This window comes from Micromonospora reichwaldensis (genome assembly GCF_031845925.1).
GTDB lineage: Bacteria > Actinomycetota > Actinomycetes > Mycobacteriales > Micromonosporaceae > Micromonospora > Micromonospora reichwaldensis.
Genome location: NZ_JAVRFL010000006.1, coordinates 221566 through 243327 on the forward strand (window position 1 = coordinate 221566; position 21762 = coordinate 243327).

The 21762-nt window shown below is 74.6% G+C and carries 14 protein-coding genes and 1 pseudogene; 4 read left to right on the forward strand and 11 right to left on the reverse strand.

Annotated elements, in window-relative coordinates; genetic code table 11:
- Positions 1–11: 11 nt before the first annotated feature.
- The gene (locus RM555_RS07505; RefSeq protein ID WP_311411018.1) at positions 12–938 is read right to left on the reverse strand and encodes a 2-hydroxyacid dehydrogenase; all 927 of its coding nucleotides are present in this window, start codon (positions 936–938) and stop codon (positions 12–14) included.
- A gap of 191 nt (positions 939–1129) precedes the next feature.
- On the opposite strand from RM555_RS07505, the gene RM555_RS07510 reads away from it, so the two are divergent.
- From RM555_RS07510 to RM555_RS07520, 3 genes are all read left to right on the forward strand, one after another.
- Complete coding sequence (locus RM555_RS07510; protein WP_311411019.1) at positions 1130–2944, forward strand: SpoIIE family protein phosphatase; 1815 nt, start codon at positions 1130–1132, stop codon at positions 2942–2944.
- Positions 2945–3011: 67 nt separating this feature from the next.
- Positions 3012–4187 (forward strand): PQQ-dependent sugar dehydrogenase, encoded by a 1176-nt coding sequence (locus RM555_RS07515; RefSeq protein WP_311411020.1) that lies wholly within the window; start codon positions 3012–3014, stop codon positions 4185–4187.
- A 57-nt stretch (positions 4188–4244) separates the two neighbouring features.
- Entirely contained in the window at positions 4245–5819 is a 1575-nt protein-coding gene (locus RM555_RS07520) for a metallophosphoesterase (RefSeq protein ID WP_311411021.1), read from the forward strand.
- A gap of 502 nt (positions 5820–6321) precedes the next feature.
- On the opposite strand, the gene RM555_RS07525 is transcribed toward RM555_RS07520, so the two are convergent.
- The 6 genes from RM555_RS07525 to ligA all read right to left on the reverse strand — a co-directional run bounded on the left by RM555_RS07525 (position 6322) and on the right by ligA (position 17457).
- On the reverse strand, positions 6322–8679 hold the full coding sequence (locus RM555_RS07525) for a transketolase-like TK C-terminal-containing protein (RefSeq protein ID WP_311411022.1): 2358 nt from the start codon (positions 8677–8679) through the stop codon (positions 6322–6324).
- A 165-nt stretch (positions 8680–8844) separates the two neighbouring features.
- Positions 8845–10338 carry an Asp-tRNA(Asn)/Glu-tRNA(Gln) amidotransferase subunit GatB gene (gene gatB, locus RM555_RS07530; protein ID WP_311411023.1) on the reverse strand — a complete coding sequence of 498 codons (1494 nt, stop codon included), beginning with the start codon at positions 10336–10338 and terminating at the stop codon, positions 8845–8847.
- Positions 10339–10351: 13 nt separating this feature from the next.
- Positions 10352–11827: an Asp-tRNA(Asn)/Glu-tRNA(Gln) amidotransferase subunit GatA gene (gene gatA / locus RM555_RS07535; RefSeq protein WP_311411024.1), complete on the reverse strand. Its 1476-nt coding sequence runs from the start codon at positions 11825–11827 to the stop codon at positions 10352–10354.
- Positions 11828–11903: 76 nt separating this feature from the next.
- Complete coding sequence (gene gatC / locus RM555_RS07540) at positions 11904–12209, reverse strand: Asp-tRNA(Asn)/Glu-tRNA(Gln) amidotransferase subunit GatC (RefSeq protein ID WP_121396190.1); 306 nt, start codon at positions 12207–12209, stop codon at positions 11904–11906.
- A 186-nt stretch (positions 12210–12395) separates the two neighbouring features.
- Positions 12396–15104 (reverse strand): bifunctional diguanylate cyclase/phosphodiesterase, encoded by a 2709-nt coding sequence (locus tag RM555_RS07545; protein WP_311411025.1) that lies wholly within the window; start codon positions 15102–15104, stop codon positions 12396–12398.
- Positions 15105–15321: 217 nt separating this feature from the next.
- The gene (gene ligA / locus RM555_RS07550; RefSeq protein ID WP_311411026.1) at positions 15322–17457 is read right to left on the reverse strand and encodes an NAD-dependent DNA ligase LigA; all 2136 of its coding nucleotides are present in this window, start codon (positions 17455–17457) and stop codon (positions 15322–15324) included.
- Positions 17458–17656: 199 nt separating this feature from the next.
- Here ligA and RM555_RS07555 point away from each other — a divergent pair, with 199 nt between their 5' ends.
- Positions 17657–18187: a type II toxin-antitoxin system PemK/MazF family toxin gene (locus RM555_RS07555; protein ID WP_311411027.1), complete on the forward strand. Its 531-nt coding sequence runs from the start codon at positions 17657–17659 to the stop codon at positions 18185–18187.
- 29 nt (positions 18188–18216) lie between these two features.
- Here the strand turns inward: RM555_RS07555 and RM555_RS07560 are convergent, their stop codons facing one another.
- The 4 genes and pseudogenes from RM555_RS07560 to mnmA all read right to left on the reverse strand — a co-directional run bounded on the left by RM555_RS07560 (position 18217) and on the right by mnmA (position 21708).
- Complete coding sequence (locus tag RM555_RS07560) at positions 18217–19218, reverse strand: ADP-ribosylglycohydrolase family protein (protein WP_311411028.1); 1002 nt, start codon at positions 19216–19218, stop codon at positions 18217–18219.
- 110 nt (positions 19219–19328) lie between these two features.
- Positions 19329–19535, reverse strand: a pseudogene (locus RM555_RS07565) (VOC family protein); the annotation flags it as partial.
- 7 nt (positions 19536–19542) lie between these two features.
- Positions 19543–20547, reverse strand: a complete 1005-nt coding sequence (locus RM555_RS07570; RefSeq protein ID WP_311411029.1) for a methionine synthase — start codon at positions 20545–20547, stop codon at positions 19543–19545.
- Positions 20548–20634: 87 nt separating this feature from the next.
- The gene (gene mnmA / locus RM555_RS07575; protein ID WP_311411030.1) at positions 20635–21708 is read right to left on the reverse strand and encodes a tRNA 2-thiouridine(34) synthase MnmA; all 1074 of its coding nucleotides are present in this window, start codon (positions 21706–21708) and stop codon (positions 20635–20637) included.
- Positions 21709–21762: the final 54 nt, after the last annotated feature.

Sequence of the window (21762 nt, forward strand, 5' to 3'; positions counted from 1 at the left end):
CCGGGCACCGCTCAGTAGCCGTCCACCACCGTGTTGATCAGCGGCTCGCCGGCGGCGAACCGGCGGACCTGGTCGCCGACCAGCCGGTACGCGCGCGGCAGCAGGCCGCGCACCGATCCGGCCACGTGCGGGGTGAGCAGCACGTTCGGCATCGCCCACAGCTCGTGGTCGGCGGGCAGCGGCTCGGGGTCGGTGACGTCCAGCGCCGCCGAGATCCGGCCGGTACGCAGCTCGGCGACCAGCGCCTCGGTCCGGGCCACCGGCCCACGGGCGGCGTTGACCAGCAGCGCGCCGTCCCGCATGGCGGCCAGGAACTTCTCGTCCACCAGCCCCCGGGTGTGCTCGGTCAGCGGCACCAGCAGCACCACCACGTCGGCCTCGGGAAGCAGCCCCGGCAGCTCCGCCACGCCGTGCACGCCCTGCTCCGGGCGCGCGGTCCGGGCCACCAGCGTGAAGCTCACCTCGAAGGGCGCGAGCCGGTCGCGTACCGCCGTGCCGATCGAGCCCGCCCCGACGATCAGCACCCGCTTGCCGGTCAGCTCGTCGGTGGGGGCCACCTCGTCGTACGCCCAGTCGCGCCGGGCCTGCGCCCGGGCGAGAGCGGGGAAGGCGCGCAGCTGGGACAGGATCGCCGCGACCACCCACTCGGCGGTGGACGGGTCGTGCACCCCCCTGGCGTCGCAGAGCGTCACGCCGGGCGGGACCCGGCCGGCCCAGGCGTCCGCCCCGGCGGAGAGGAGCTGCACCACTTCCAGGTCGGGCAGCTCGCCCAGCAGGGCGGTGGCGTCCCCGCCGGCCAGGAAGGGCGGCACCCAGAACCGGACGCCGGCGGCCTCCGAGGGGAGCCGGGAGACGTCCTCGGCCACCTCGACCGTGACCTCCGGCGGCAGCTCGCCGAGGAGCGTCCGGCCGGCCTGGTGCGGGATCCATACCTTCACGCCCGCCGACGATAGCCCCCGGCGGGGGTGCCCGTCGGGCGGGGCGGCCCCCGGCACCCGGACGGGCCCGCCCGGCGTGGGTGAGGTGATCAGGGCGACGGTCCGGCGACCGCGTCGATTCTGGTCCCGAGGGGGTATAAGGGAGGACCGGAGTGCCGGTCGGCCTCCATCCGGCACGGACAGGTGGGTCAATGACCGACGGCTCCCGCGACGACGCCCCGGAGCGGGCCGATCCGATCCCGGCGCTCCACGATCCCGATCGGCTGCGCTCCCTCGCCGAGACCCGGCTGACGGCCGCCCCCGACGAGGCGTTCGACCGGTTCGCCCGGCTGGTCGGGGACCTGCTCGACGTGCCGGTCGCGCTGGTTTCCCTGGTCGACGCCGAACGCCAGTTCTTCCCCGGCGAGGTGGGCCTGGCCCGACCGTGGGCCGCCCGGCGGCAGACCCCGCTGAGCCACTCGTTCTGCCAGCACGTCGTCGACCTCGGCACCCCGATGGTGCTGCCGGACGCCCGGCTTCATCCCACCCTGCGGGACAACCTCGCCGTGCCCGAGCTGGGCGTGGTGGCGTACGCCGGGATGCCGCTGACCGATCTGGAGGGACGCGTCCTCGGGTCGCTCTGCGCGATCGACGACAAGCCGCGCGACTGGACCGCCGAGCAGTTGCGGACGCTCGCCGACCTGGCCGCCGCCTGCTCCTCCGAGCTGCGGCTGCGGATCGCCCTGGAGGGCGCCGAGCAGGCCCGGCGGCGCGCCGAGGAGGCCAACGGCCGGCTGGAGCTGCTGGCCGGGCTGGCGGGGACCCTGGCCGGGACGCTCGACGTCGCCACCGCGCTGCGCCACCTGCGCGACACCATGGTGCCGCTGCTGGCCGACTGGTCGCTGGTGACCCTGGTCGGGCCCGACGGGGCGCCGCGCGACGTGACCGCCGCGCACCGCGACCCGGCCCGCGCCCCCGACGTCGCCCGCTTCGCCGAGCTGATGCGCACAGGGCTGAGCCCCGACTCGATCACCCGGGCGGTGCTGCGTACCGGGCGGCCCGTACTGGGCGGCGCCGCCACCCTCGCCGACGTGCGGCGGGGCACGATCGGGCCGGAGATGCCGGAGATCGCCGCCCGCCTCGGCTTCTCCTCGCACCTCAGCGTGCCGATCACCGACGCGGGGCGGGTGCTCGGCTGCATCACCCTGATCAACGGGCCGCAACGGCGGCACTTCGACGACAGCGACCTGCTCATCGCCGAGGACGTCGGCCGCCGGGCCGGACAGGCGATCGGCAACAGCCGGATGTACGGCGAACAGCGGCACGTCGCGCACGTCCTGCAACACAGCATGCTGCCGCGGCTGCCCGTCACCGACGACCTCGAGCTGGCCGCCCGCTACCAGCCGGCGGCGGACCGGGTCGAGGTCGGCGGCGACTGGTACGACGCCTTCCGTCAGCCCGGCGGGGAGTTGATCGCGGCGATCGGCGACGTGGCCGGGCACGACATCGAGGCCGCCGCGACCATGGGACAGCTGCGCAACCTCGTCCGGGGCAACGCGTACGGCCGGCCCGACACGGTCGGCGAGCTGATGAGCCGCCTGGACGAGACGATCCGCGGGCTGCGTATCCCCGCCGCGGCCACCGCGACCCTGGTGCGGCTGCACGCCGACGACGCCGGCGGCCAGCGGGTCACCTGGTGCAACGCGGGCCACCCCGCGCCGCTCGTGGTCCGGGCCGGCGGCACGGTGGAGGTGCTCGCCGGGACGCCGGAGCCGCTGCTCGGGCTGAACCGTCCGGTGCGGCGGACCAGCCGGCACGCCCACCTGGCCACCGGGGACACCCTGCTGCTCTACACCGACGGCCTCATCGAGCGACGGGACCGGTCCATCGACGAGGGAATGACGGAGCTGGTCGCCCGGCTGGGCGGTACGGACCGGCTGCCGCTGGGCGAGTTCTGCGACCTGCTGTTGACCGCCGCGCCCCACCGGGAGGACGACGTCGCGCTGCTGGCCGTCCGGGCGATCTGACCACCCCACGGAGTCGGTCCGATCCGTCGACCCCGGCGGGACGTTCCGGCGGGCTACCCTGGGCCGGGTGAGCGCCCGTCCCCCGTACCCCCGCACCCACCGTCTCCGGACGGCCCTGGCGGCCTCGTGCGCGGCGCTGCTGCTGGCGACCGCCGGTTGCAGCCTCGGCGAGCCGGAGCCCGACCCGGCCGGTGAGCCGCCGACCTTCCCGACGCCGTCGGCGACGGCGAGCCCCGGCGGCGCCGGCCAGGAGGTCGTCACCACCGTGCTGGCCAAGGGCCTGCGGGTGCCGTGGGGGATCGCCTTCCTGCCCGACGGCGCCGCGCTGGTCACCGAACGCGACAGCGGCCGGATCCTGCGGGTCGGCCCCGAGTCCGGGCCCGACGGGCTGAAGGTCACCCCGGTGCAGACCATCGCCGACGTGGCGGCCTCCGGCGAGGGTGGGCTGATGGGCATCGCCGTCTCGCCCGACTACCAGCGCGACAAGTCGGTCTTCGTCTACTACACGACCGAGCGGGACAACCGGATCGCCCGACTGGAGCTGGGCGGCACGCCGGCCCCGATCCTCACCGGCATCCCCAGGGCCGGCATCCACAACGGCGGCGGCCTGGCCTTCGGCCCGGACGGCCTGCTCTACGCGAGCACCGGTGACGCCGGCGACCGGCCGCAGGCGCAGGACGTCAAGCGCCTCGGCGGCAAGATCCTGCGGATCACGAAGGACGGCAAGCCGGCGCCCGGCAACCCGTTCCCGAACTCCCCCGTGTGGTCGCTGGGCCACCGCAACGTCCAGGGCATCGCCTGGGACGCCGGCAAGCGGATGTACGCCGTGGAGTTCGGCCAGAACACCTGGGACGAGATCAACCAGGTCGCCAAGGGGCGCAACTACGGGTGGCCGACGGTCGAGGGGCGCGGCGACGACAAGCGCTTCGTCAACCCCGTCGCCCAGTGGCCGACGTCGGACGCGTCCTGCTCCGGGCTGACCGCCGTGGACCGGCTGCTCGTCACCGCGTGCCTGCGCGGCAAGCGACTCTGGCTGGTCGAGCTGACCGACACCGGCACCGTGCTCGGCCAGCCGCGCGAGCTGCTCACCGACCGCTTCGGGCGGCTCCGTGCCGTGGCCGCCGCTCCCGACGGCTCGATCTGGGTGAGCACCTCCAACCACGACGGGCGGGGCCAGCCGCAGCCCGAGGACGACCGGCTGCTGCGGCTGGTCTTCGCGGGCGGCGGGGCCGGCCGAAGCTGACGCACCGGCTCGTCCGGGTTTGCCAAGATCCTTCAGTGGGCAGGTCAGAATCTCACCATGGACGGCCAGGAGAACGAACAGCACGCGAACCGGGACGAGGACGCCCCGGAGACCGGTCCTGCCCCACGCCCGGCGCTCCGGCGGGGTGGCGCCGACCGGACCGGTCGGCGAGCCCTCCGCGCGACCGGGTGGACCCTGGCGGTCCTCGTCGTCGCCCTGGTCGGCGTGGTGATCGGCGTGCTCGCCGGCGGCCGGGTCAGCACGGACATCGGCCCGTTCCAGGCCGACCTCACGGTCGCGCCGGCGCTGGGCGGCGGCACCACCGTCGACATCCCGCCGCTGGGCGCGCTGCTGCTCGACAGCCACGACGGGCCGACCCACCTCACGGTGGAGCTGGGCGCGCTGGACCAGAGCCGCACGGAGGCGCTGCTCGACGATCCGGCGAGCATCAACCGGGCCAGCCAGTCGGCCGTCGACGACGTCCGCAAGGGCGTGCTGCGCCTCGGCCTGCGGACGCTCGCCTCGACGGTGCTGGTCACCCTGCTGCTGGCGCTGCTGATCTTCCGCGACACCCGCCGGGCGGCCTGGGCGGGCGGGCTGGCGCTGGTGATCACCGCCGCCAGCCTCGGCACCGCCGCGACCACCATCCGGCCGGAGTCGATCGAGGAGCCGCGCTACGAGGGACTGCTGGTCAACGCCCCCGCGATCGTCGGTGACGCCCGGCGGATCGCGAACGACTACACCCGGTACGCCGAGCAGCTTCAGCGCATCGTCGGCAACGTCAGCCAGCTCTACACCACCGTGTCGTCGCTGCCGGTCTACGAGCCCGCCCCCGGCACTACCCGTGTACTGCACGTCTCCGACATGCACCTCAACCCGACCGGCTGGCAGCTCATCCGCACCGTCGTCGAGCAGTTCGGCATCGACGTGGTGATCGACACCGGGGACATCACCGACTGGGGCTCCGAGCCGGAGGCCTCGTACGTCGGCTCGATCGGCCTGCTCAGGAAGCCGTACGTCTACATCCGGGGCAACCACGACTCGGGGCGGACCGCGGCGGCCGTGGCCCGCCAGCCGAACGCGATCGTGCTGAGCAACACGACCACCACGGTCGCGGGGTTGACCATCGCCGGCATCGGCGACCCGCGCTTCACCCCCGACAAGAACACCTCGCCGGCGGGCAGCGGGCTCACCCAGCAGACCGCGGACCAGCTCATCGGCGTCGGTGAACAGCTCGCGGCCACGGTAGGCAGCTCGCCGCGCCCGGTGAACATCGCGCTGGTGCACGACCCGGCCTCCGCCGGTCCGCTGTCGGGCGCGTGCCCGCTGGTGCTCGCCGGGCACACCCACGACCGGCAGGTCTCGAAGCTGCCCGAGGTGCCCGGGAAGGGGCCCACCCAGCTGATGGTGCAGGGGTCCACGGGCGGTGCCGGCCTGCGCGGCCTGGAGGGCGAGAAGCCCACTCCGCTGTCGATGACGGTGCTCTACTTCGACAAGGACAAGCTGCTCCAGGCGTACGACGACATCACCGTCGGCGGCACGGGGCAGGCGCAGGTGAACCTGGAGCGGCACGTCGTGGAGGACCCGAAGGCCGGTGTTCCCGTCCCGGTCACCCCCACCCCGACCCGCTGACCGCCGCCGCGCCGACCCGGCACGCCCTGAACGCCGCGCGTGTGATCGCGCCCCGCCTGACCGCCGCGCCTCCGGCTGCCGCGGCCGTCACCTTAAGTAGCGACAATCGTCCGCGACCGACCACGCCCTCGGACGCTTTGCTCTGCAGCCACGGAGGCACCAGTGACCCATCGTGACGATTCGCTGTCAGCTTTCGATGGGCACGACTTGCGCCCGTAGCTGGTCAGGGGACTGGTGCGTCCATGGCTGCAGAGCAAAGGGCGCAAGCAAGCACTGCCGCGCCTCTCGCTTACCGTCACACTCTGTCACGCAGCGCCCGAATCACTTTCGGTAACCGGACCCGGACCCCCGGGGCCCCGGCCGCGCTCCTGCATCCACGCCGGCAGGCTCGCCCGGCCGCCGCCGTCCTCCCGCAGCCGCAATCCACCGCACCCGCACCCGCGCCGGACGCCCCGCGCGGCGGGTGACGGGCCGCGACAGGCTCCTGCGGGTCAGCGCAGGGTCAGCGCAGGGACAGGGCCGCGAGGGCGGCGTTGACGATGCTGCCGGGCAGCAGGTCGTGCAGGTCGTACAGCTCGTGGACGCTGCCGGACTGGCCGAACTCGTCCACGCCCAGCGGCACCGCCGGGGCGGCGAGCGCCGAGCCGAGCCAGGCCATGGCGTGCGAGGCGGCGTCGTGCACCGTCACCACCGGCACCCGGTCCACGAACGCCGAGCGCAGCGCGCCCGGCACGCTCGGCACGGTCGCCGTGCGGACGCCCTGGCGCAGGGTGCGCTGCCAGGCCCGGTAGAGCCGGTCCAGCGAGGTGACGTCGACGACGTGCGCGGCGATGCCCTCCTCGGCCAGTTCCGCCGCCGCCGCGAGCACCTCGGGCAGCACCGCGCCGGAGGCGGCGAGCTGCACCACCGGGGCGTCGGCCAGGTGCGGGTACGCCTCGTGGGCGTCCACCAGCCGGTACGCCCCGGCGACCGCCTGCCGGCGCAGCACCGCATCGCCGAGTCGGGCCCGCGCCGCCTCGAAGGGCGCCTGGTCGATCGGGCGGGTGCTGAGCCGGAAGTAGTACGCCCCGTCCTCGGCCGGAGCCGCGGTCGCCGACGGGGCGGCCCCGCCGGCGATCTGGCCCAGCGCGTCGCAGAGCAGCCAGTCCAGGGTGGCCGCGTACGCGGGTTCGAGGAACGTCACCCCGGGCAGCTCCAGGCCCACCGAGGCGGTGATGGTCGACTGGTGGGCGCCGCCCTCCGGGGCGAGCGTGATGCCCGACGGGGTACCGGCGACCACGAACCGGGAGCCGGAGTAGGTGCCGTAGAGGAACGCGTCCAGGCCACGCAGCACGAACGGGTCGTAGACCGTGCCGACCGGCAGCAGCGGCTGCGCAGACAGGTCCCAGGCGAGGCCGAGCTGCCCGAGCAGCAGGAACAGGTTCATCTCCGAGATGCCCAGCTCGATGTGCTGCCCGGCGGGGCTCTCCGTCCAGCGCAGCATCCGGTCCTCGGTCCAGGAGCGCTGCTCGGTCGGGGCGAAGACACCGGTCTTGTTGATGAACCCGGCCAGGTTGGTGGAGGTGGCCACGTCCGGCGCGGTGGTCACCAGGTAGCGGCCCACCTCCGGGTTGCGGGCCAGCTCGACCAGCACCCGGCCGAAGATCTCCTGCGTCGAGATCGGCTTGTTCGCGCGTACCCGCGTCGTGTCCGGAACGGTGACGCCCAGCGCCCGCTCGCGGGGCGCGCGGGACAGCGCCTCCCGGCGCCCGCCGGCCCGGATGCCGGCCTCCGATGCCGGGTCCAGGCGGTCCCACTCGGTCTCGCGCGTCAGCCCGTGCGCGGTGCGCAGCGCGTCGACCTGCTCGGCGGTGAGCAGCGCCGAGTGGTTGCGCGGATTGCCGGCGATCGGCAGACCCCACCCCTTGACGGTGTACGCGAAGACCACGCTGGGCCGGTCGGTGACCGCGTCGCACTGGGCGTACGCGTCGAGCATCGCCGCCATGTCGTGCCCGCCCAGGTCGGTGACGAGCGGCCCCAGCTCGTCGTCGCCGATGTCGGCGATGAACGCCTCGATGCCGTCGGGCGCGCCGTCGAGGAACTGCTTGCGCAGCGCCGCGCCGGTGAGCCCGAACAGCGACTGGTACTGCTCGTTGGGCATCGCGTCGATCCAGTCGCGCAGCGCCTCGCCGCCGGGACGGGCGTACGCCTCGGCGAGCTTGCGGCCGTACTTGACCTCGACGACGTGCCAGCCGGCGGCCTCGAACTGGCCCCGCCACTGGTTGATCCGCACCCCGGGCACCACCCGGTCCAACGACTGCCGGTTGAAGTCGACCAGCCACGTCACGTTGCCCAGCCCGGTGGTGGCCGGGTCGGCGACGGCCTCCCAGATGTTGCCCTCGTCCAGCTCGGCGTCGCCGATCAGCGCGACGAACCGGGAGTGCGGGCGGGCGCCGAAGTGCGCGTCGACGTAGCGGCGCGTCGCGGCGGCGAAGAGCGGCGCCGCCGCGCCGAGCCCGACGGAGCCGGTGGAGAAGTCGACCTCGTCCGGGTCCTTCGTGCGCGACGGGTACGACTGGAGCCCGCCCCGGGCGCGCAGCCTCGTCAGGTAGGAGCGGTCGAGGTTGCCCAGCAGGTACTGGATGGCGTGGAAGACCGGCGAGGCGTGCGGCTTGACCGCCACCCGGTCCTCGGCGTCGAGGTGCGCGAACCACAGCGCCGTCATGGCGGTGACCAGCGAGGCGCTGGACGCCTGGTGCCCGCCGACCTTCACCCCGTCGCCGGTGTCCCGGTCGTGGTTGGCCGCGTCCACGATCCGGGTCGCGAGCCAGAGCACCCGCTGCTGGATCTCGTCGAGGACGTCGAGGTCGGTACGGTTCACGGTCGACTCCAGGGGTCCGGCAGTCACCGTTGACGGCCGGTCGGGGGCGGGCGGGCTGCGCGGCGTGCACAGCCGCCGCGCACGACGGACGCACGCGGCGGCTCAGGTGTAAGGAAGGGCACCTTCCTATACAGAAAACGTTAGGAAGGTGCCCTTCCTTACCGGTCAGGCGGAGAGGCGCGCCAGGATCAGCTCGCGGACGGTCTTGGCGTCGGCCTGGCCGCGGGTGGTCTTCATGACCGCGCCGACCAGGGCTCCCGCCGCGGCGACCTTGCCGCTGCGGATCTTCTCGGCGATGTCCGGGTTGGCGGCGATCGCCTCGTCCACGGCGGCGGTGAGCGCACCCGTGTCGGAGACGACCTCCAGGCCCCGGTTGGTCATGATCTGCGTCGGCGAGCCCTCGCCGGCCACCACGCCCTCCAGGACGGTGCGGGCCAGCTTGTCGTTGAGCTTGCCGGCGTCGACCAGGCCCTGGAGCTCGGCGACCTGGCTCGGGGTGGCCCCGATGTCGGCCAGCTCCACGCCGGTCTCGTTGGCCCGCCGCGACAGCTCGCCCAGCCACCACTTGCGGGCGGCGGCCGGGGTGGCGCCGGCGGCGACCGTGGCCTCGATCAGCTCGACGGCGCCGGCGTTGAGCACCGACTGCATGTCCGCGTCGGAGAGGCCCCACTGCTCCTGGAGCCGCCGGCGGTGCAGCCGGGGCAGCTCGGGCAGGGCGGCCTTCAGCTCGGCGACCCAGGCGGTGTCCGGCGCCAGCGGCACCAGGTCGGGCTCCGGGAAGTACCGGTAGTCGGTCGCGGTCTCCTTGGACCGGCCCGGCGTGGTGTCGCCGGTGTCCTCGTGGAAGTGCCGGGTCTCCTGGGTGATCCGGCCGCCCGCGTCGAGCACGGACGCCTGCCGGATGATCTCCGACCGGACCGCCCGCTCGACCGACCGCAGCGAGTTGACGTTCTTGGTCTCCGTCCGGGTGCCCCACTCCTCGCCGGGCAGGTTGAGGGAGGTGTTCACGTCGCAGCGCAGCGACCCCTCCTCCATCCGCACGTCGGAGACGCCCAGCGAGCGGATCACGTCGCGCAGCTCGGTGACGTACGCGCGGGCCACCTCGGGGGCGAGCGCACCGGTGCCGGGGACCGGCTTGGTGACGATCTCCACCAGCGGGATGCCGGCCCGGTTGTAGTCGACCAGCGACTCGGTGGCGCCGTGGATGCGACCGGTGGCGCCGCCGACGTGCAGCGTCTTGCCGGTGTCCTCCTCCAGGTGCACCCGCTCGATGCCGATGCGCACCAGCTCGCCGTTGACCTCGACGTCCAGGTAGCCCTCGAAGCACAGCGGCTCGTCGTACTGGCTGATCTGGAAGTCCTTCGGCATGTCCGGGTAGAAGTAGTTCTTCCGCGCGAAGCGGCACCACTCGGCGATCGAGCAGTTCAGCGCCAGGCCGATCCGGATGGTCGCCTCGATGGCCGCCCTGTTCGCCACCGGCAGGGAGCCGGGCAGGCCCAGGCAGACCGGGCAGACCCGGGTGTTCGGCTCGCCACCGAAGTCGGTCGGGCAGCCGCAGAACATCTTGGTGTTCGTGCCCAGCTCGACGTGGGTCTCCAGGCCGATCACCGGTTCGTAGCGCGCGACGACCTCGTCGTACGCGGGCAGTGTCGTCGTCATCTGAGCTCCTGCCTCACAGTGCCGGTGGGGTGAACGTGCCGACGGCGCTCTCCAGCGCGGCGGCGACCCGGTACATCCGGTCGTCGGCCATCGTCGGGGCCATGATCTGGAAGCCGACCGGCAGCCCGTCGGAGAGCCCGCACGGCACCGAGATGCCCGGCCCGCCGTACAGGTTCGTCGGGATGGTGAACAGGTCGGCCAGGTACATCTGGTAGGGGTCGGCGGTGCGCGCCCCGAGCGGGAACGCGACGAACGGGGTGGTCGGCGAGATCAGCGCGTCGACCTGCTCGAACGCCGAGGTGAAGTCCCGGGTGATGAGGGTACGGACCTTCTGCGCCTGCCCGTAGTAGGCGTCGTAGTAGCCCGACGAGAGCGCGTACGTGCCGATCATGATCCGGCGCTTGACCTCGGCGCCGAAGCCGGCCTCCCGGGTCAGCGACATGACCTCCTCCAGCGACCGGTTGCCGTCGTCGCCGACCCGCAGGCCGAAGCGGACGCCGTCGAACCGGGCCAGGTTGGAGGAGGCCTCGCTCGGGGCGATCAGGTAGTACGCCGGCAGCGCGTAGCGGAAGTGGGGGCAGGACACCTCGACGATCTCGGCGCCCAGCTTGGCCAGCGCGTCGACCGACTCGCGGAACGCCGCCGTCACGCCCGGCTCGGCGCCCTCGGCGGCGAACTCGCTCACGATGCCGAGCTTCACGCCGGTCAGGTCGCCGGTCGCGCCGAGCCTGGCGGCGGCCACCACGTCCGGTACGGGCTGCGGGATCGAGGTGGAGTCGCGCGGGTCGTGCCCGCCGATCACCTCGTGCAGCAGCGCGGCGTCCAGCACCGTACGAGCGCAGGGGCCGGGGGTGTCCAGGGAGGACGAGAACGCCACCAGGCCGTAGCGGGAGGTGCCGCCGTAGGTGGGCTTCGCGCCGACGGTGCCGGTGACCGCGCCGGGCTGGCGGATCGAGCCGCCGGTGTCGGAGCCGATCGCCAGCGGCGCCTCGTACGCGGCCAGCGCCGCGGAGCTGCCGCCGCCCGAGCCGCCCGGGATGCGGCTCAGGTCCCACGGGTTGTGCGTCGGCCCGTACGCCGAGTATTCCGTGGAGGAGCCCATCGCGAACTCGTCCATGTTGGTCTTGCCGAGCATCACCGTGCCGGCGGCGCGCAGCCGCTGCACGATCGTCGAGTCGTACGGCGGGCGCCAGCCCTCCAGGATCTTCGACCCGACGGTGGTCGGCACGCCCTTGGTGGTCAGCACGTCCTTGACGGCGACCGGCACGCCGGCCAGCGGACCCAGCTCCTCGCCTGCGGCGCGGCGGGCGTCGACCTCGGCGGCGGCGGCGAGCGCGCCCTCGGAGTCGACGTGCAGGAACGCGTTCACCCGGTCGTCGACGGCGGCGATCCGGTCCAGGTGCGCCCGGGTCACCTCGACGGCGGAGGCCTCACCGGAGGCGACGAGCCCGGCGATCTCCGTCGCGGTCAGTCTGATCAGCTCGCTCATGACGCCACTCCGCTTCGCTCCGTGCCGCCATGAGGCACCATCACGCTGAGCCTGATGATTCGCTCGCTGCGCTCGCTCATGACGCCACATCCTCGTCCAGGATCCGCGGTACGCGGAACCGCTGCTCTTCGGCGTCGGGCGCACCCGACAGCGCCTCCTGCGGGGTCAACCCGGGCACCACGACGTCGTCGCGCAGGACGTTGGTCAGCGGCACCGAGTGCGACGTCGGCGGGATGTCCGCCGCGGTGACCTCGCCGACCTGCGCGACCGCCTGGAGGATCACGTCGAGCTGGCCGGCGAAGGTGTCCAGCTCCTCCTCCGTGACGGCGAGCCGCGACAGTCGCGCCAGGTGCGCGACCTCCTCGCGGGAGATGGCGGCCATCGGTGCCCCCTTCGTGACGGTGCTGCGGGTCGGACCGGGTGTCGGCCGCGCGGCCGAGATGCGTGACGCGCGGTGACCGGAGCGAGTCTATTGTTCCGCCCCGGCGGCGCGTCCCCGACTCCCCCTCCGGCGCGGCGGGGCGCCTCCGACTCCCTCTCCGAGCCCGCGCCGCGCGGGACGGGTGGCTCAGCGGGCGTGCCGGCGGGGGATCTCCGCGTCGGGGCTGGGCGTCGGGCGGACCGGCCGGTAGCGGGCCAGCCAGCCGACCAGCTCCTCGGCCGGCATCGGGCGGGCGTAGAACCAGCCCTGTGCCGCGTCGCAGCCCGCCGCGTGCAGCATGCGCCAGGTGCGCTCGTCCTCGACGCCCTCGGCGACCACCCGCAGCCCGAGCGCCTTCGCCAGCTCGATCGTCGACTTGACGATCGCCGCGTCGTCGGCGTCCTCGACCATCCCCAGCACGAAGGAGCGGTCCACCTTCACCTCGGACAGCGGCAGCCGCCGCAGGTGCTGAAGGGAGGAGTAGCCGGTGCCGAAGTCGTCCAGCGAGATGCCCACGCCGATCCGGTGCAGCCGGGTGATGGTGGCCAGCACCCGACGCGGGTCCGCCATCAGGGCGCCCTCGGTGATCTCCAGTTGCAGCCGCTGCGGCGGCACGCCGTACCGGGCGAGCCGGTCGGCGATCTGGTCGGCGATCTCCCCGGTGTGCAGGTCCCGCACGCTGACGTTGAGCGCCGCCGGCAGGCCCATCCCGGCGGCCGACCACTTGGCGAGCTGCTCCACCACGTCGTCCACCACCCGGCGGGTGAGCAGCCGCATCACCGCGCTCTGCTCGGCGACCCGGATCAGCTCCTCCGGGTCCACCATCCCCCGGCGGGGGTGCCGCCAGCGCAGCAGCGCCTCCACGCCGACCACCTCGCCGGTCGCGATGGCGACCTGCGGCTGGTAGTACATGGTGATCTCGCCCGCGTCGACGGCCGCAGCGGTGTCCGCGTCCCGCCGGCCGGCCGCGTCGTGCCGGGCACCGCGCCGGCCCGTCGGGGCCCGGTCGCCGCCGCGGTCCCCCGCGCCGTCGTCGACGGGCGGCCCCTGCCGGCGTACGACCGCGCCGCCCTGCCCACCGGGGTGCCCGGCGCCGTTGCGGCGGCCGGGACCGTCGCCCCGGTCGGGGCCGGTCTCCCCCGCCGCCATCGTCCGGCGGCGGATCGGGTCCGCGGCGGTAACGATCCGGTTGATCAGCTCGTCGCCGGGCGGCGGACCGGGCCGCTCCCGGCGACGGCGCAGCCGCCAGCGGCCGGAGCCGGACGCGAGGCCGGAGCCGGAGGCGAGGCCGGAGCCGGAGCCGGAGGCGAGGCCGGAGCCGGAGCCGGAGGCGGAGGCGAGGCCGGGCATCGGGCCGGAGCCGGGCATCGGGCCGGAGCCGGGCGTGAGGCCGGCGACGTCGGCCGGGAGTTCGGCCCCGTCCCCGCCCCGCGCGCCGCCGGCCCGCCCGTCACCCGGTAGCCGGCCGCCCGGCGTCGGTCCCGCCGGGACGGCCACCGCCCCGTCGCCCGGGGCGCCGGCACCGTCCCCGGCGGGCGGGGCGGTCTCGGGACGGCCCGCCTCCAGCACCCGGCGCAGGTCCGCGAGCAGGCCGAGCCGCTCGGCGGAGTTGTGGTCGGACTCGGCCGCGTAGATCGCCACGGTGTCGTTGCGGTGCTTGGCGTCGTACATCGCCACGTCGGCGTGGCGCATCAGGGTCGCGAAGTCCTCGCCGTGTTCCGGGAAGAGCGCGATGCCGATCGAGCCGCCCACGTCGAGCGGCAACCCGTCCAGCGACACCGGCTCGGCCAGCGCCCGGACCACCCGGCCGGCGAGCTCCCGGGCCTCGTCGACGTCGGTCAGGCCGGTCATCACGATGGCGAACTCGTCCCCGCCCAGCCGGGCGACCATGCCCTCGCCGACCACGTCGGTCAGCCGCGCGCTCACCTCGACCAGCAGCCGGTCCCCCACCGCGTGCCCGAGCGCGTCGTTGACGTTCTTGAACCGGTCGAGGTCGATCAGGAGCAGGGCCAGCCGGGCGGCGGGCTCGCCGCGGGCCGCCCGTTCGGAGTGCACGTGCACCTGCTCGCCGACCTCGGCCAGCAACGCCTTGCGGTTGGGCAGGCCGGTGAGCGGGTCCAGGGAGGCGAGCTGCTGCTGCTCGACGCTGAGCCGGGCCATCCGGTAGACGGCGAACAGCGGCACCAGCACCAGCGGGATCAGCGCCGCGCTGGCCCGCGCCGCCGCGACCAGCACCGGAGCGAGCAGCAGCAACGAGCCGGTGGAGAGCAGCTCGAAGCCCAGCCCCTGCCGCAGGCTGGGCCACCACCGGTCGCCGAAGCGCAGCCGGACGGCCGCGCTGACCAGCGCGTAGTTGACGGCGAACCAGGCCACGGTCGCACCGCCCACCGCCAGCACGTCCGTGCCGCGCAGCCGGCCGTCGTCGAAGATGCTGCCGGGCCCCAGCCAGGTGACCGCGTACGCGGCGCCGAGGGCTGCCGCGTACTGGGCGGCGTTGAAGGCGGTCCGCCACGGGGCGTGGCCCATCCGCCAGCCGGAGACGACGACGGCCACCGCCTGCACCAGGACCGCCGGGCCGAACCCCCAGCCGAGCAGGATGGCGAAGGTGAAGCAGGTGGACGGGAAGACCGCGGAGGTCTGCCGGCGCCCGGGCGGGACGAACGGGCGCGCGTCGCAACCGACGGCCAGGGCCGCCATCACCCAGAACGCCACCGGCAGTCGCGGCAGTTCGGCCGGGAGGTCGAGCAGCGGGCGTACGCAGAGCACCGCCGCCAGCGCGGCCACCGACCAGACGAAGGCGAAGAACGGGCGTGCCCGGCCAGGCGGAACGGAGTTTCGCGAGTCCGCGGACTCCATCACACCTCCCGAGGGCTCGGTCCACGGGCGTGACCGGTCGCACGCCGTGCCACCAATGAAACGCCCTCCGTGTCGTAATGCCCGGCACGACAGTCGCGAATCGGTCGTAGTCGTAATTAAGTTGGTATCTCGACCGGCGGGCGACTCCCGCCGTCGCGGTCCGGTCAGGCGCCCCCCGTCCTGCCCCGCCGGGTCGGTGGCCGCTCCCGCCCGGTCGTCACTCCTCGGTGCGGGCGACCTCGCGGGCGGCCTCCGGGCCGGCGTCGAGCAGCACCCGGAAGCCGTCCTCGTCCAGCACCGGCACCTTCAGGCTGGCCGCCTTGTCGGCCTTCGAGCCGGGATTCTCGCCCACCACGACGAATGACGTCTTCTTGGAGACGGACCCGCTCACCTTGCCGCCCCGGCTCTGGATCGCCTCGGACGCTTGGTCGCGGCTGAACCCGGGCAGCGTGCCGGTCACCACGACGGTGAGCCCCTCCAGGGGACGCGGCCCCTCGTCGACCGCCTCCTCCGCCATCCGTACGCCGGCCTCGCGCCACTTGCGGACCACCTCGCGGTGCCAGTCGACGGCGAACCACTCCCGGATGCTCGCCGCGATCGTCGGCCCGACGCCGTCGACCGAGGAGAGCTCCTCCTCGCCGGCCCGGTCGATCGCCTCGATGGAGCGGAAGTGCCGGGCCAGCGCCTGCGCGGCGGTAGGGCCGACGTGCCGGATGGACAGGCCCACCAGCACCCGCCACAGGTCGCGTTCCCTGGCCACGGCCAGGTTGTCCAGCAGCTTGACGGCGTTGCTGCCGAGCGTGCCGTCCTTGTTGACGAAGAAGGGCGAGCGGGACAGCTGCTTCTCGTCCAACGAGAACAGGTCGCCCTCGTCGGTGATGACCTGCGCGTCGAGCAGCGCCGCCGCGCCCTTGTAGCCGAGCGCCTCGATGTCGAACACCTTGCGGCCGGCGAGGTGGTAGACCCGCTCGCGCAGCTGACCGGGGCAGGTGCGCGAGTTGGGGCAGCGGATGTCGACGTCCGCCTCCTTCGCCGGCGCGAGTGGCGTGCCGCAGGCCGGGCAGGTGGTGGGCATGACGAACGGCCGGGCGTCGGCGGGACGCAGGTCGACCACCGGGCCGAGCACCTCGGGGATCACGTCGCCGGCCTTGCGCAGCACCACGGTGTCGCCGATCAGGACGCCCTTGCGTTCGACCTCCCGGGCGTTGTGCAGGGTGGCGTAGGCGACGGTGGAGCCGGCCACCTTGACCGGCTGGAGGACGGCGCGCGGCGTGACCCGGCCGGTGCGTCCGACCTCGACGTCGATGTCGAGCAGCTTCGTGTTCACCTCCTCCGGCGGATATTTGAAGGCGATCGCCCAACGCGGCGCCCGGCTGGTCGAGCCGAGCCGACCCTGGATGGAGACCGGGTCGACCTTGACCACCACGCCGTCGATCTCGTGCTCGACGTCGTGCCGGTGCTCCGCGTAGTGGGCGATGTATTCCGCGACACCGGCCAGGTCGGGCACCACCCGCCAGCGGTCACTGGTCGGCAGCCCCCACGCCTTCAACGCGGCGTAGGACTCGGACTGCGTGACCGGCTGGAAGCCGCGGCGGGCGCCGATGCCGTGCACCACCAGGCGCAGTGGCCGGGAGGCGGTGACCCGCGGGTCCTTCTGGCGCAGGCTGCCGGCGGCGGCGTTGCGCGGGTTGGCGAACGGCGGCTTGCCCTGCTCGACCAGCCCGGCGTTGAGGTCGGCGAAGGCCGCCACCGGGAAGTAGATCTCGCCCCGGACCTCGACGAACTCGGGCACGTCGCCGAACTCGGCCGACGTGGCGAGCTGGCCCGGCACGTCGCGGATGCTGCGCACGTTGGCGGTGACGTCCTCGCCGGTGCGGCCGTCGCCCCGGGTCGCCGCCCGGACCAGCCGCCCGCGCTCGTAGGTGAGGTTGATGGCGAGCCCGTCGACCTTCAGCTCGCACAGGTAGGGCACCGACCCGCCCGCGTCGCGCTCGACCCGCTCGGCCCAGGCCGCCAGCTCCTCGTCGGCGAAGGCGTTGTCGAGCGAGAGCATCCGCTCGGCGTGGGCGACGGGGGTGAAGTCGGTGGAGAAGGTGCCGCCGACCCGCTGCGTCGGCGACTCGGGGGTGCGTAGCGCCGGGAACTGCTCCTCCAGCGCCTCCAGCTCCCGCAGCTGCCGGTCGAACTCGGCGTCGGGGATGGTCGGCGCGTCCAGCACGTAGTAGCGGTACTGGTGCTCCGTCAGCTCCTGGCTGAGCGTGGCGTGCCGTTCCCGGGCGTCGGGGGTCGGTTCGGCGCCGGCCGCCGCCTCCTGTGCCGGAGTGACCTGCTGGGCGATGGTTTCCTCGGACACCGTGCGACCTCCCGTGATTCCGCTACCTCGGCACCGTATCGGTCCGGTGGGACAATCCGCCGGCCGCCCGTCGCGCCCGACCGGCGCGGGGGCCCCGGCCGTGCGAGGATCGCCGGACGGCGGGGCCGCGGGGGCGGATCCGCTCCGCCGTCGAACCTGCGGCGTCCGCGCCGCGCCCACTGACCAGGCGGGGGTACGGATGCCGGAATGGCTGCTCTGGGCGGCGGTGATCGTGCTGGCCGTGGCCGCCGGCTGGGCGTGGAACGACCGGCGGCGGGGCGGCCGTGACGCCGCTCCGCGTCCGCCCCGCCGACCGGGCACCCGGCCCGGCCGCCGGAGGCCGTCGGGCGGTCCCGGCCGGTCCACCGCGCCGCCCCGACCGCGTACCGCCGAGCGGTCCCCCGCCGGGGCGCCGCGTCCCGGCGAGATCTGGTGGGCCGACGTGCCGTACGCCGACGGCACCGGCTCGAAGGTGCGGCCCTGCCTGGTGCTGCGGGCCGACGACGGGGGCGCCGACGTCCTGAAGATCACCAGTCAGGACAAGAGCGCCCGCGACGACCACGTCCGCATCCCGACCCGTGAGTGGGACCCCGACGCCGACCACGACAGCTTCGTCGACCTGGCCGAGCCGGCGCACGTCCCGCTCGCCGGCTTCTCCCGCCGTGCCGGCGACTGCGACCCCGCCCTGTGGCGGCGCATCCGCCGCCTCCCCCACCTGCCGGGCGCCTGAGCGGGCGATCACCCGGGTTGCTTCGCGGGTCAGTCCCAGGCGCGGGCCAGGGTGGTGAGCTGGTCGGCGTACTCGATGCGGGCGGCCCACGGGGCGGGCCAGGCCGCCATGCCCAACGCGGCGCCGACGAAGGCGCCGGCCAGCGCGGCGATCGAGTCGGAGTCGCCGGCGGTGGTGGCGCCCCGGGCCAGCGCCGCCACCGGGTCGTCGGCGTGCCGGATCGCGCAGAACAGGGCCGTGGCCAGCGCCTCCTCGGCGATCCAGCCCTCGCCGGTGTGCCGGCACGGGTCGCCGCCGTCGTCCGGGCCGGCGAGCGCGGCGTCGAGGCGGCCGAGGACCGCGAGGCACTCGTCCCAGCCCCGGGCGATGAAGTCCTCCGGTCCGTCCACGCCGGGGCGCTGCCACAGGTCGCCGAGCCAGTCGGCGCGGTAGACCCGCCGCTGGTCGCGGGCCCGGTCGACGAGCAGCCGGGGCAGCTCCGCCAGCGCCGCGCCGTCGCGCAGCAGCCGCACCGCGTACGCGGTCAGCTCGCTGGCCGCGAGGCCGGTCGGGTGGCCGTGGGTCAGCCCCGCCTGGAGCTGGGCCAGCCCGGCGAGGGTGTCGAGGTCGACGTCGACCAGGCCGACCGGGGTGACCCGCATGTTGGCCCCGCAGCCCTTCGAACCGGCCACCGTCGCCTCCTGCCAGCGCACCCCGCGCTCCAGTTCGGCGCAGGCCCGCAGGCAGGTCATGCCCGGCGCCCGGTTGTTCTCCGGGCTGGCCGCCCAGTCGAGGAAACGCCTCCGCAGCAGCGGCTCGACCGCCTCCGGGGTCGGCGCCGGCGCGTCGTGCAGCGCCCAGCCGACCGCCAGCGCCATCTGCGTGTCGTCGGTCACCAGCGCCGGATCGCCGGCGAGGTCGCGCGGGCCGGCCGGCCCGTAGCGGCGAACGATCTCGGCGACCGTGAGGAACTCGGTCGGCTTGCCCAGCGCGTCACCGTAGGCGAGGCCGAAGAGGGAGCCGGCGGCCCGCCGGAGCGAGGTGTCGATCATTCCCGCGATCATGCCGCCCGCCCGCAACCCGCACCACTCGGCGCCGTCGCCGGCACCCGCCACCCGGCCGCGAGGGCGTGCCGGACCGCCCCGAGCGTGTCGGGTCCGGGTCAGTCGGAGAAGACCAGGCAGAAGGGGTGACCGGCCGGGTCCGCGTAGACCCGGAAGTCGTCGCCCTCGCCGGGCAGCCGCCGCGCGCCGAGCTCCAGCACCCGCTTCTCGGCCGCCTCCACGTCCGCCACCTGCACGTCCAGGTGGAACTGCTGGGGGCGCTCCGGGTCGGGCCACGCCGGCGGGCGCAGGCCGGGTGCCTTCTGGCAAACGTCAGTCCTCGGCGAGCCGCCGACCCGCGTCCCGGCAGGCGGCGAGCACCGCGCGCGCGTACTGCCCGGTGGCGTTGGCGAGGCCACAGGCGGGGGTCACCACGACCTGCTCCGCGAGCTGCCGGCGGGGGAACCCGAGGCGGTCCCAGAGCTGGCGTACGCGATCGGCGACCTGCGCCGAGGTCGGCGCGCGACCGGCGGCCGACGGCCCGGTGGGCACGGCGCCGGCCAGCAGCCCGAGCCCCGCGTCGATCGCCTCGCCCAGCGGATCCAGGTCGGTGACGAAGCCGAGGTCGAGGGCCACGCCGACGGCACCGGTCGAGCGGATCAGCTCCAGCGGCACGTCCGGCGCGCAGCAGTGCACCACGGTCGGCACCCCGGCCGCCTCGACGACCGTGCGCAGCAGCGACGCGGCGACGCTCGGATCCACGGCCCGGTACGCGCCGAGCCCGCTCTCGGTGGGCACCCGCCCGGCGAGCACCGTCGGCATCGACGGCTCGTCGAGCTGGAGCAGCACGGTGGCGCGCGGCAGCCGGCGGGCGACCGCCGCCACGTGCCCGCGCAGCCCCTCGGCGAGCGAGTTCGTGAGGTCGCGGACCGCACCGGGATCGCGCAGCATCCGGCCGCCGATCGGCAGTTCCAGGGACGCGGCCAGGGTCAACGGGCCGCCGACCTGGATCTTGACCGGCCCCACGTACTCCTCGGCCTGCTCGGCGAGCTGGTCGAGGTCGCGTTCCATCAGGTCCCGGGCGCGGCGCACGTCCCGTCCCGGGCGCGGCGCGATGCGCCAGCGGGCGGCGTACAGCTCCACCGGCAACTCGACCAGCAGGCCGCCGGTCCGGCCGATGAGGTCGGCGCCAGGGCCCCGGCCCGGCAGCTCCGGCAGGTGGGGCAGGGCGGGAAGCTCACCGAGGACGATCCGCTGCGCCTCGGCGATGTCGGTGCCGGGAAGCGAACCGATGCCGGTCGCCGCGCCGGCCGGCCAGGGCCACACCTGATCTGTCACTGCCGAAGACTATCCGGTACGCGGACGCCCACCGCCCGGCCGCCCGGGACCGGACGGGGGCGCCTGCCGGAGCATCCCCAGTCGGCGTCAGCCAGCGATGGTGGCGGAGCCGAGCACGACGTCGCCGGCCGGGTCCGGCCGGTACGCCACGACGGCCTGGCCGGCGGCCACCCCACGGACGGGGCGGCGCAGCTCGGCGCGCAGCCCGTCGGCGGTCAGCTCGACCGTCGCCGGCACCACGTCCCCGTGCGCCCGCAGCTGCACCTCGCACTCCAGCGGCGCGTCGGGGCGCGGGCCGCCCGTCCACACCGGACGCTCGGCGCGCACCCGGGAGACCTCCAGCGCCTCAGCCGGGCCCACGGTCACGGTGTTGGTCTTCGGCGTGATGGAGAGCACGTAGCGGGGCCGGCCGTCCGGCGCCGGGCGGTCCAGGTGCAGGCCACGCCGCTGCCCGACCGTGTACGCGTACGCGCCGGTGTGGCTGCCGACCACCGCGCCGGTGGCGGCGTCCACCACTGCGCCGGGCGCCTCGCCGAGCCGCTGGGCGAGGAAGCCGCGGGTGTCCCCGTCGGCGATGAAGCAGATGTCGTGCGAGTCCGGCTTGTCGGCCACCGCCAGCCCCCGCCGCGCGGCCTCCTCGCGGACCTGTGCCTTCGTCGAGTCCCCGAGCGGGAAGATCGACCGGTCCAGCTGCTCGCGGGTGAGCACCGCCAGCACGTACGACTGGTCCTTGGGCAGGTCGACGCTGCGACGCAGCAGGCCGTCCGCGCCGAGCCGGGCATGGTGGCCGGTGACCACGGCGTCGAAGCCCAGGGCCACGGCCCGGTCCAGCACCGCGGCAAACTTGATCTTCTCGTTGCAGCGCAGGCAGGGATTGGGCGTACGGCCGGCCGCGTACTCCGCGACGAAGTCGTCCACCACGTCGGCGTGGAAGCGGTCGGCCATGTCCCAGACGTAGAACGGGATGCCGATGACGTCCGCGGCCCGCCGGGCGTCCCGGGAGTCCTCCAGGGTGCAGCAGCCGCGCGCGCCCGTGCGATAGGTCTGCGGGTTGCGGGCCAGCGCCAGGTGCACACCGGTCACGTCGTGTCCCGCCTCGACGGCCCGCGCCGCCGCGACCGCCGAGTCGACCCCGCCCGACATCGCCGCCAACACCCTCACCGGCTCACTCCCTTCACCCCACCGACCCTATCCCCGCCCCACCCCCACCCACCC

Coding starts and splice junctions, on each gene's coding strand:
- RM555_RS07510 (WP_311411019.1), top strand. CDS start 1,130: ATGACCGACGGCTCCCGCGACGACGCCCCGGAGCGGGCCGATCCGATC.
- RM555_RS07520 (WP_311411021.1), top strand. CDS start 4,245: ATGGACGGCCAGGAGAACGAACAGCACGCGAACCGGGACGAGGACGCC.
- gatB (WP_311411023.1), bottom strand. CDS start 10,338: ATGACGACGACACTGCCCGCGTACGACGAGGTCGTCGCGCGCTACGAA.
- gatA (WP_311411024.1), bottom strand. CDS start 11,827: ATGAGCGAGCTGATCAGACTGACCGCGACGGAGATCGCCGGGCTCGTC.
- gatC (WP_121396190.1), bottom strand. CDS start 12,209: ATGGCCGCCATCTCCCGCGAGGAGGTCGCGCACCTGGCGCGACTGTCG.
- RM555_RS07545 (WP_311411025.1), bottom strand. CDS start 15,104: ATGGAGTCCGCGGACTCGCGAAACTCCGTTCCGCCTGGCCGGGCACGC.
- RM555_RS07555 (WP_311411027.1), top strand. CDS start 17,657: ATGCCGGAATGGCTGCTCTGGGCGGCGGTGATCGTGCTGGCCGTGGCC.
- RM555_RS07560 (WP_311411028.1), bottom strand. CDS start 19,218: ATGATCGACACCTCGCTCCGGCGGGCCGCCGGCTCCCTCTTCGGCCTC.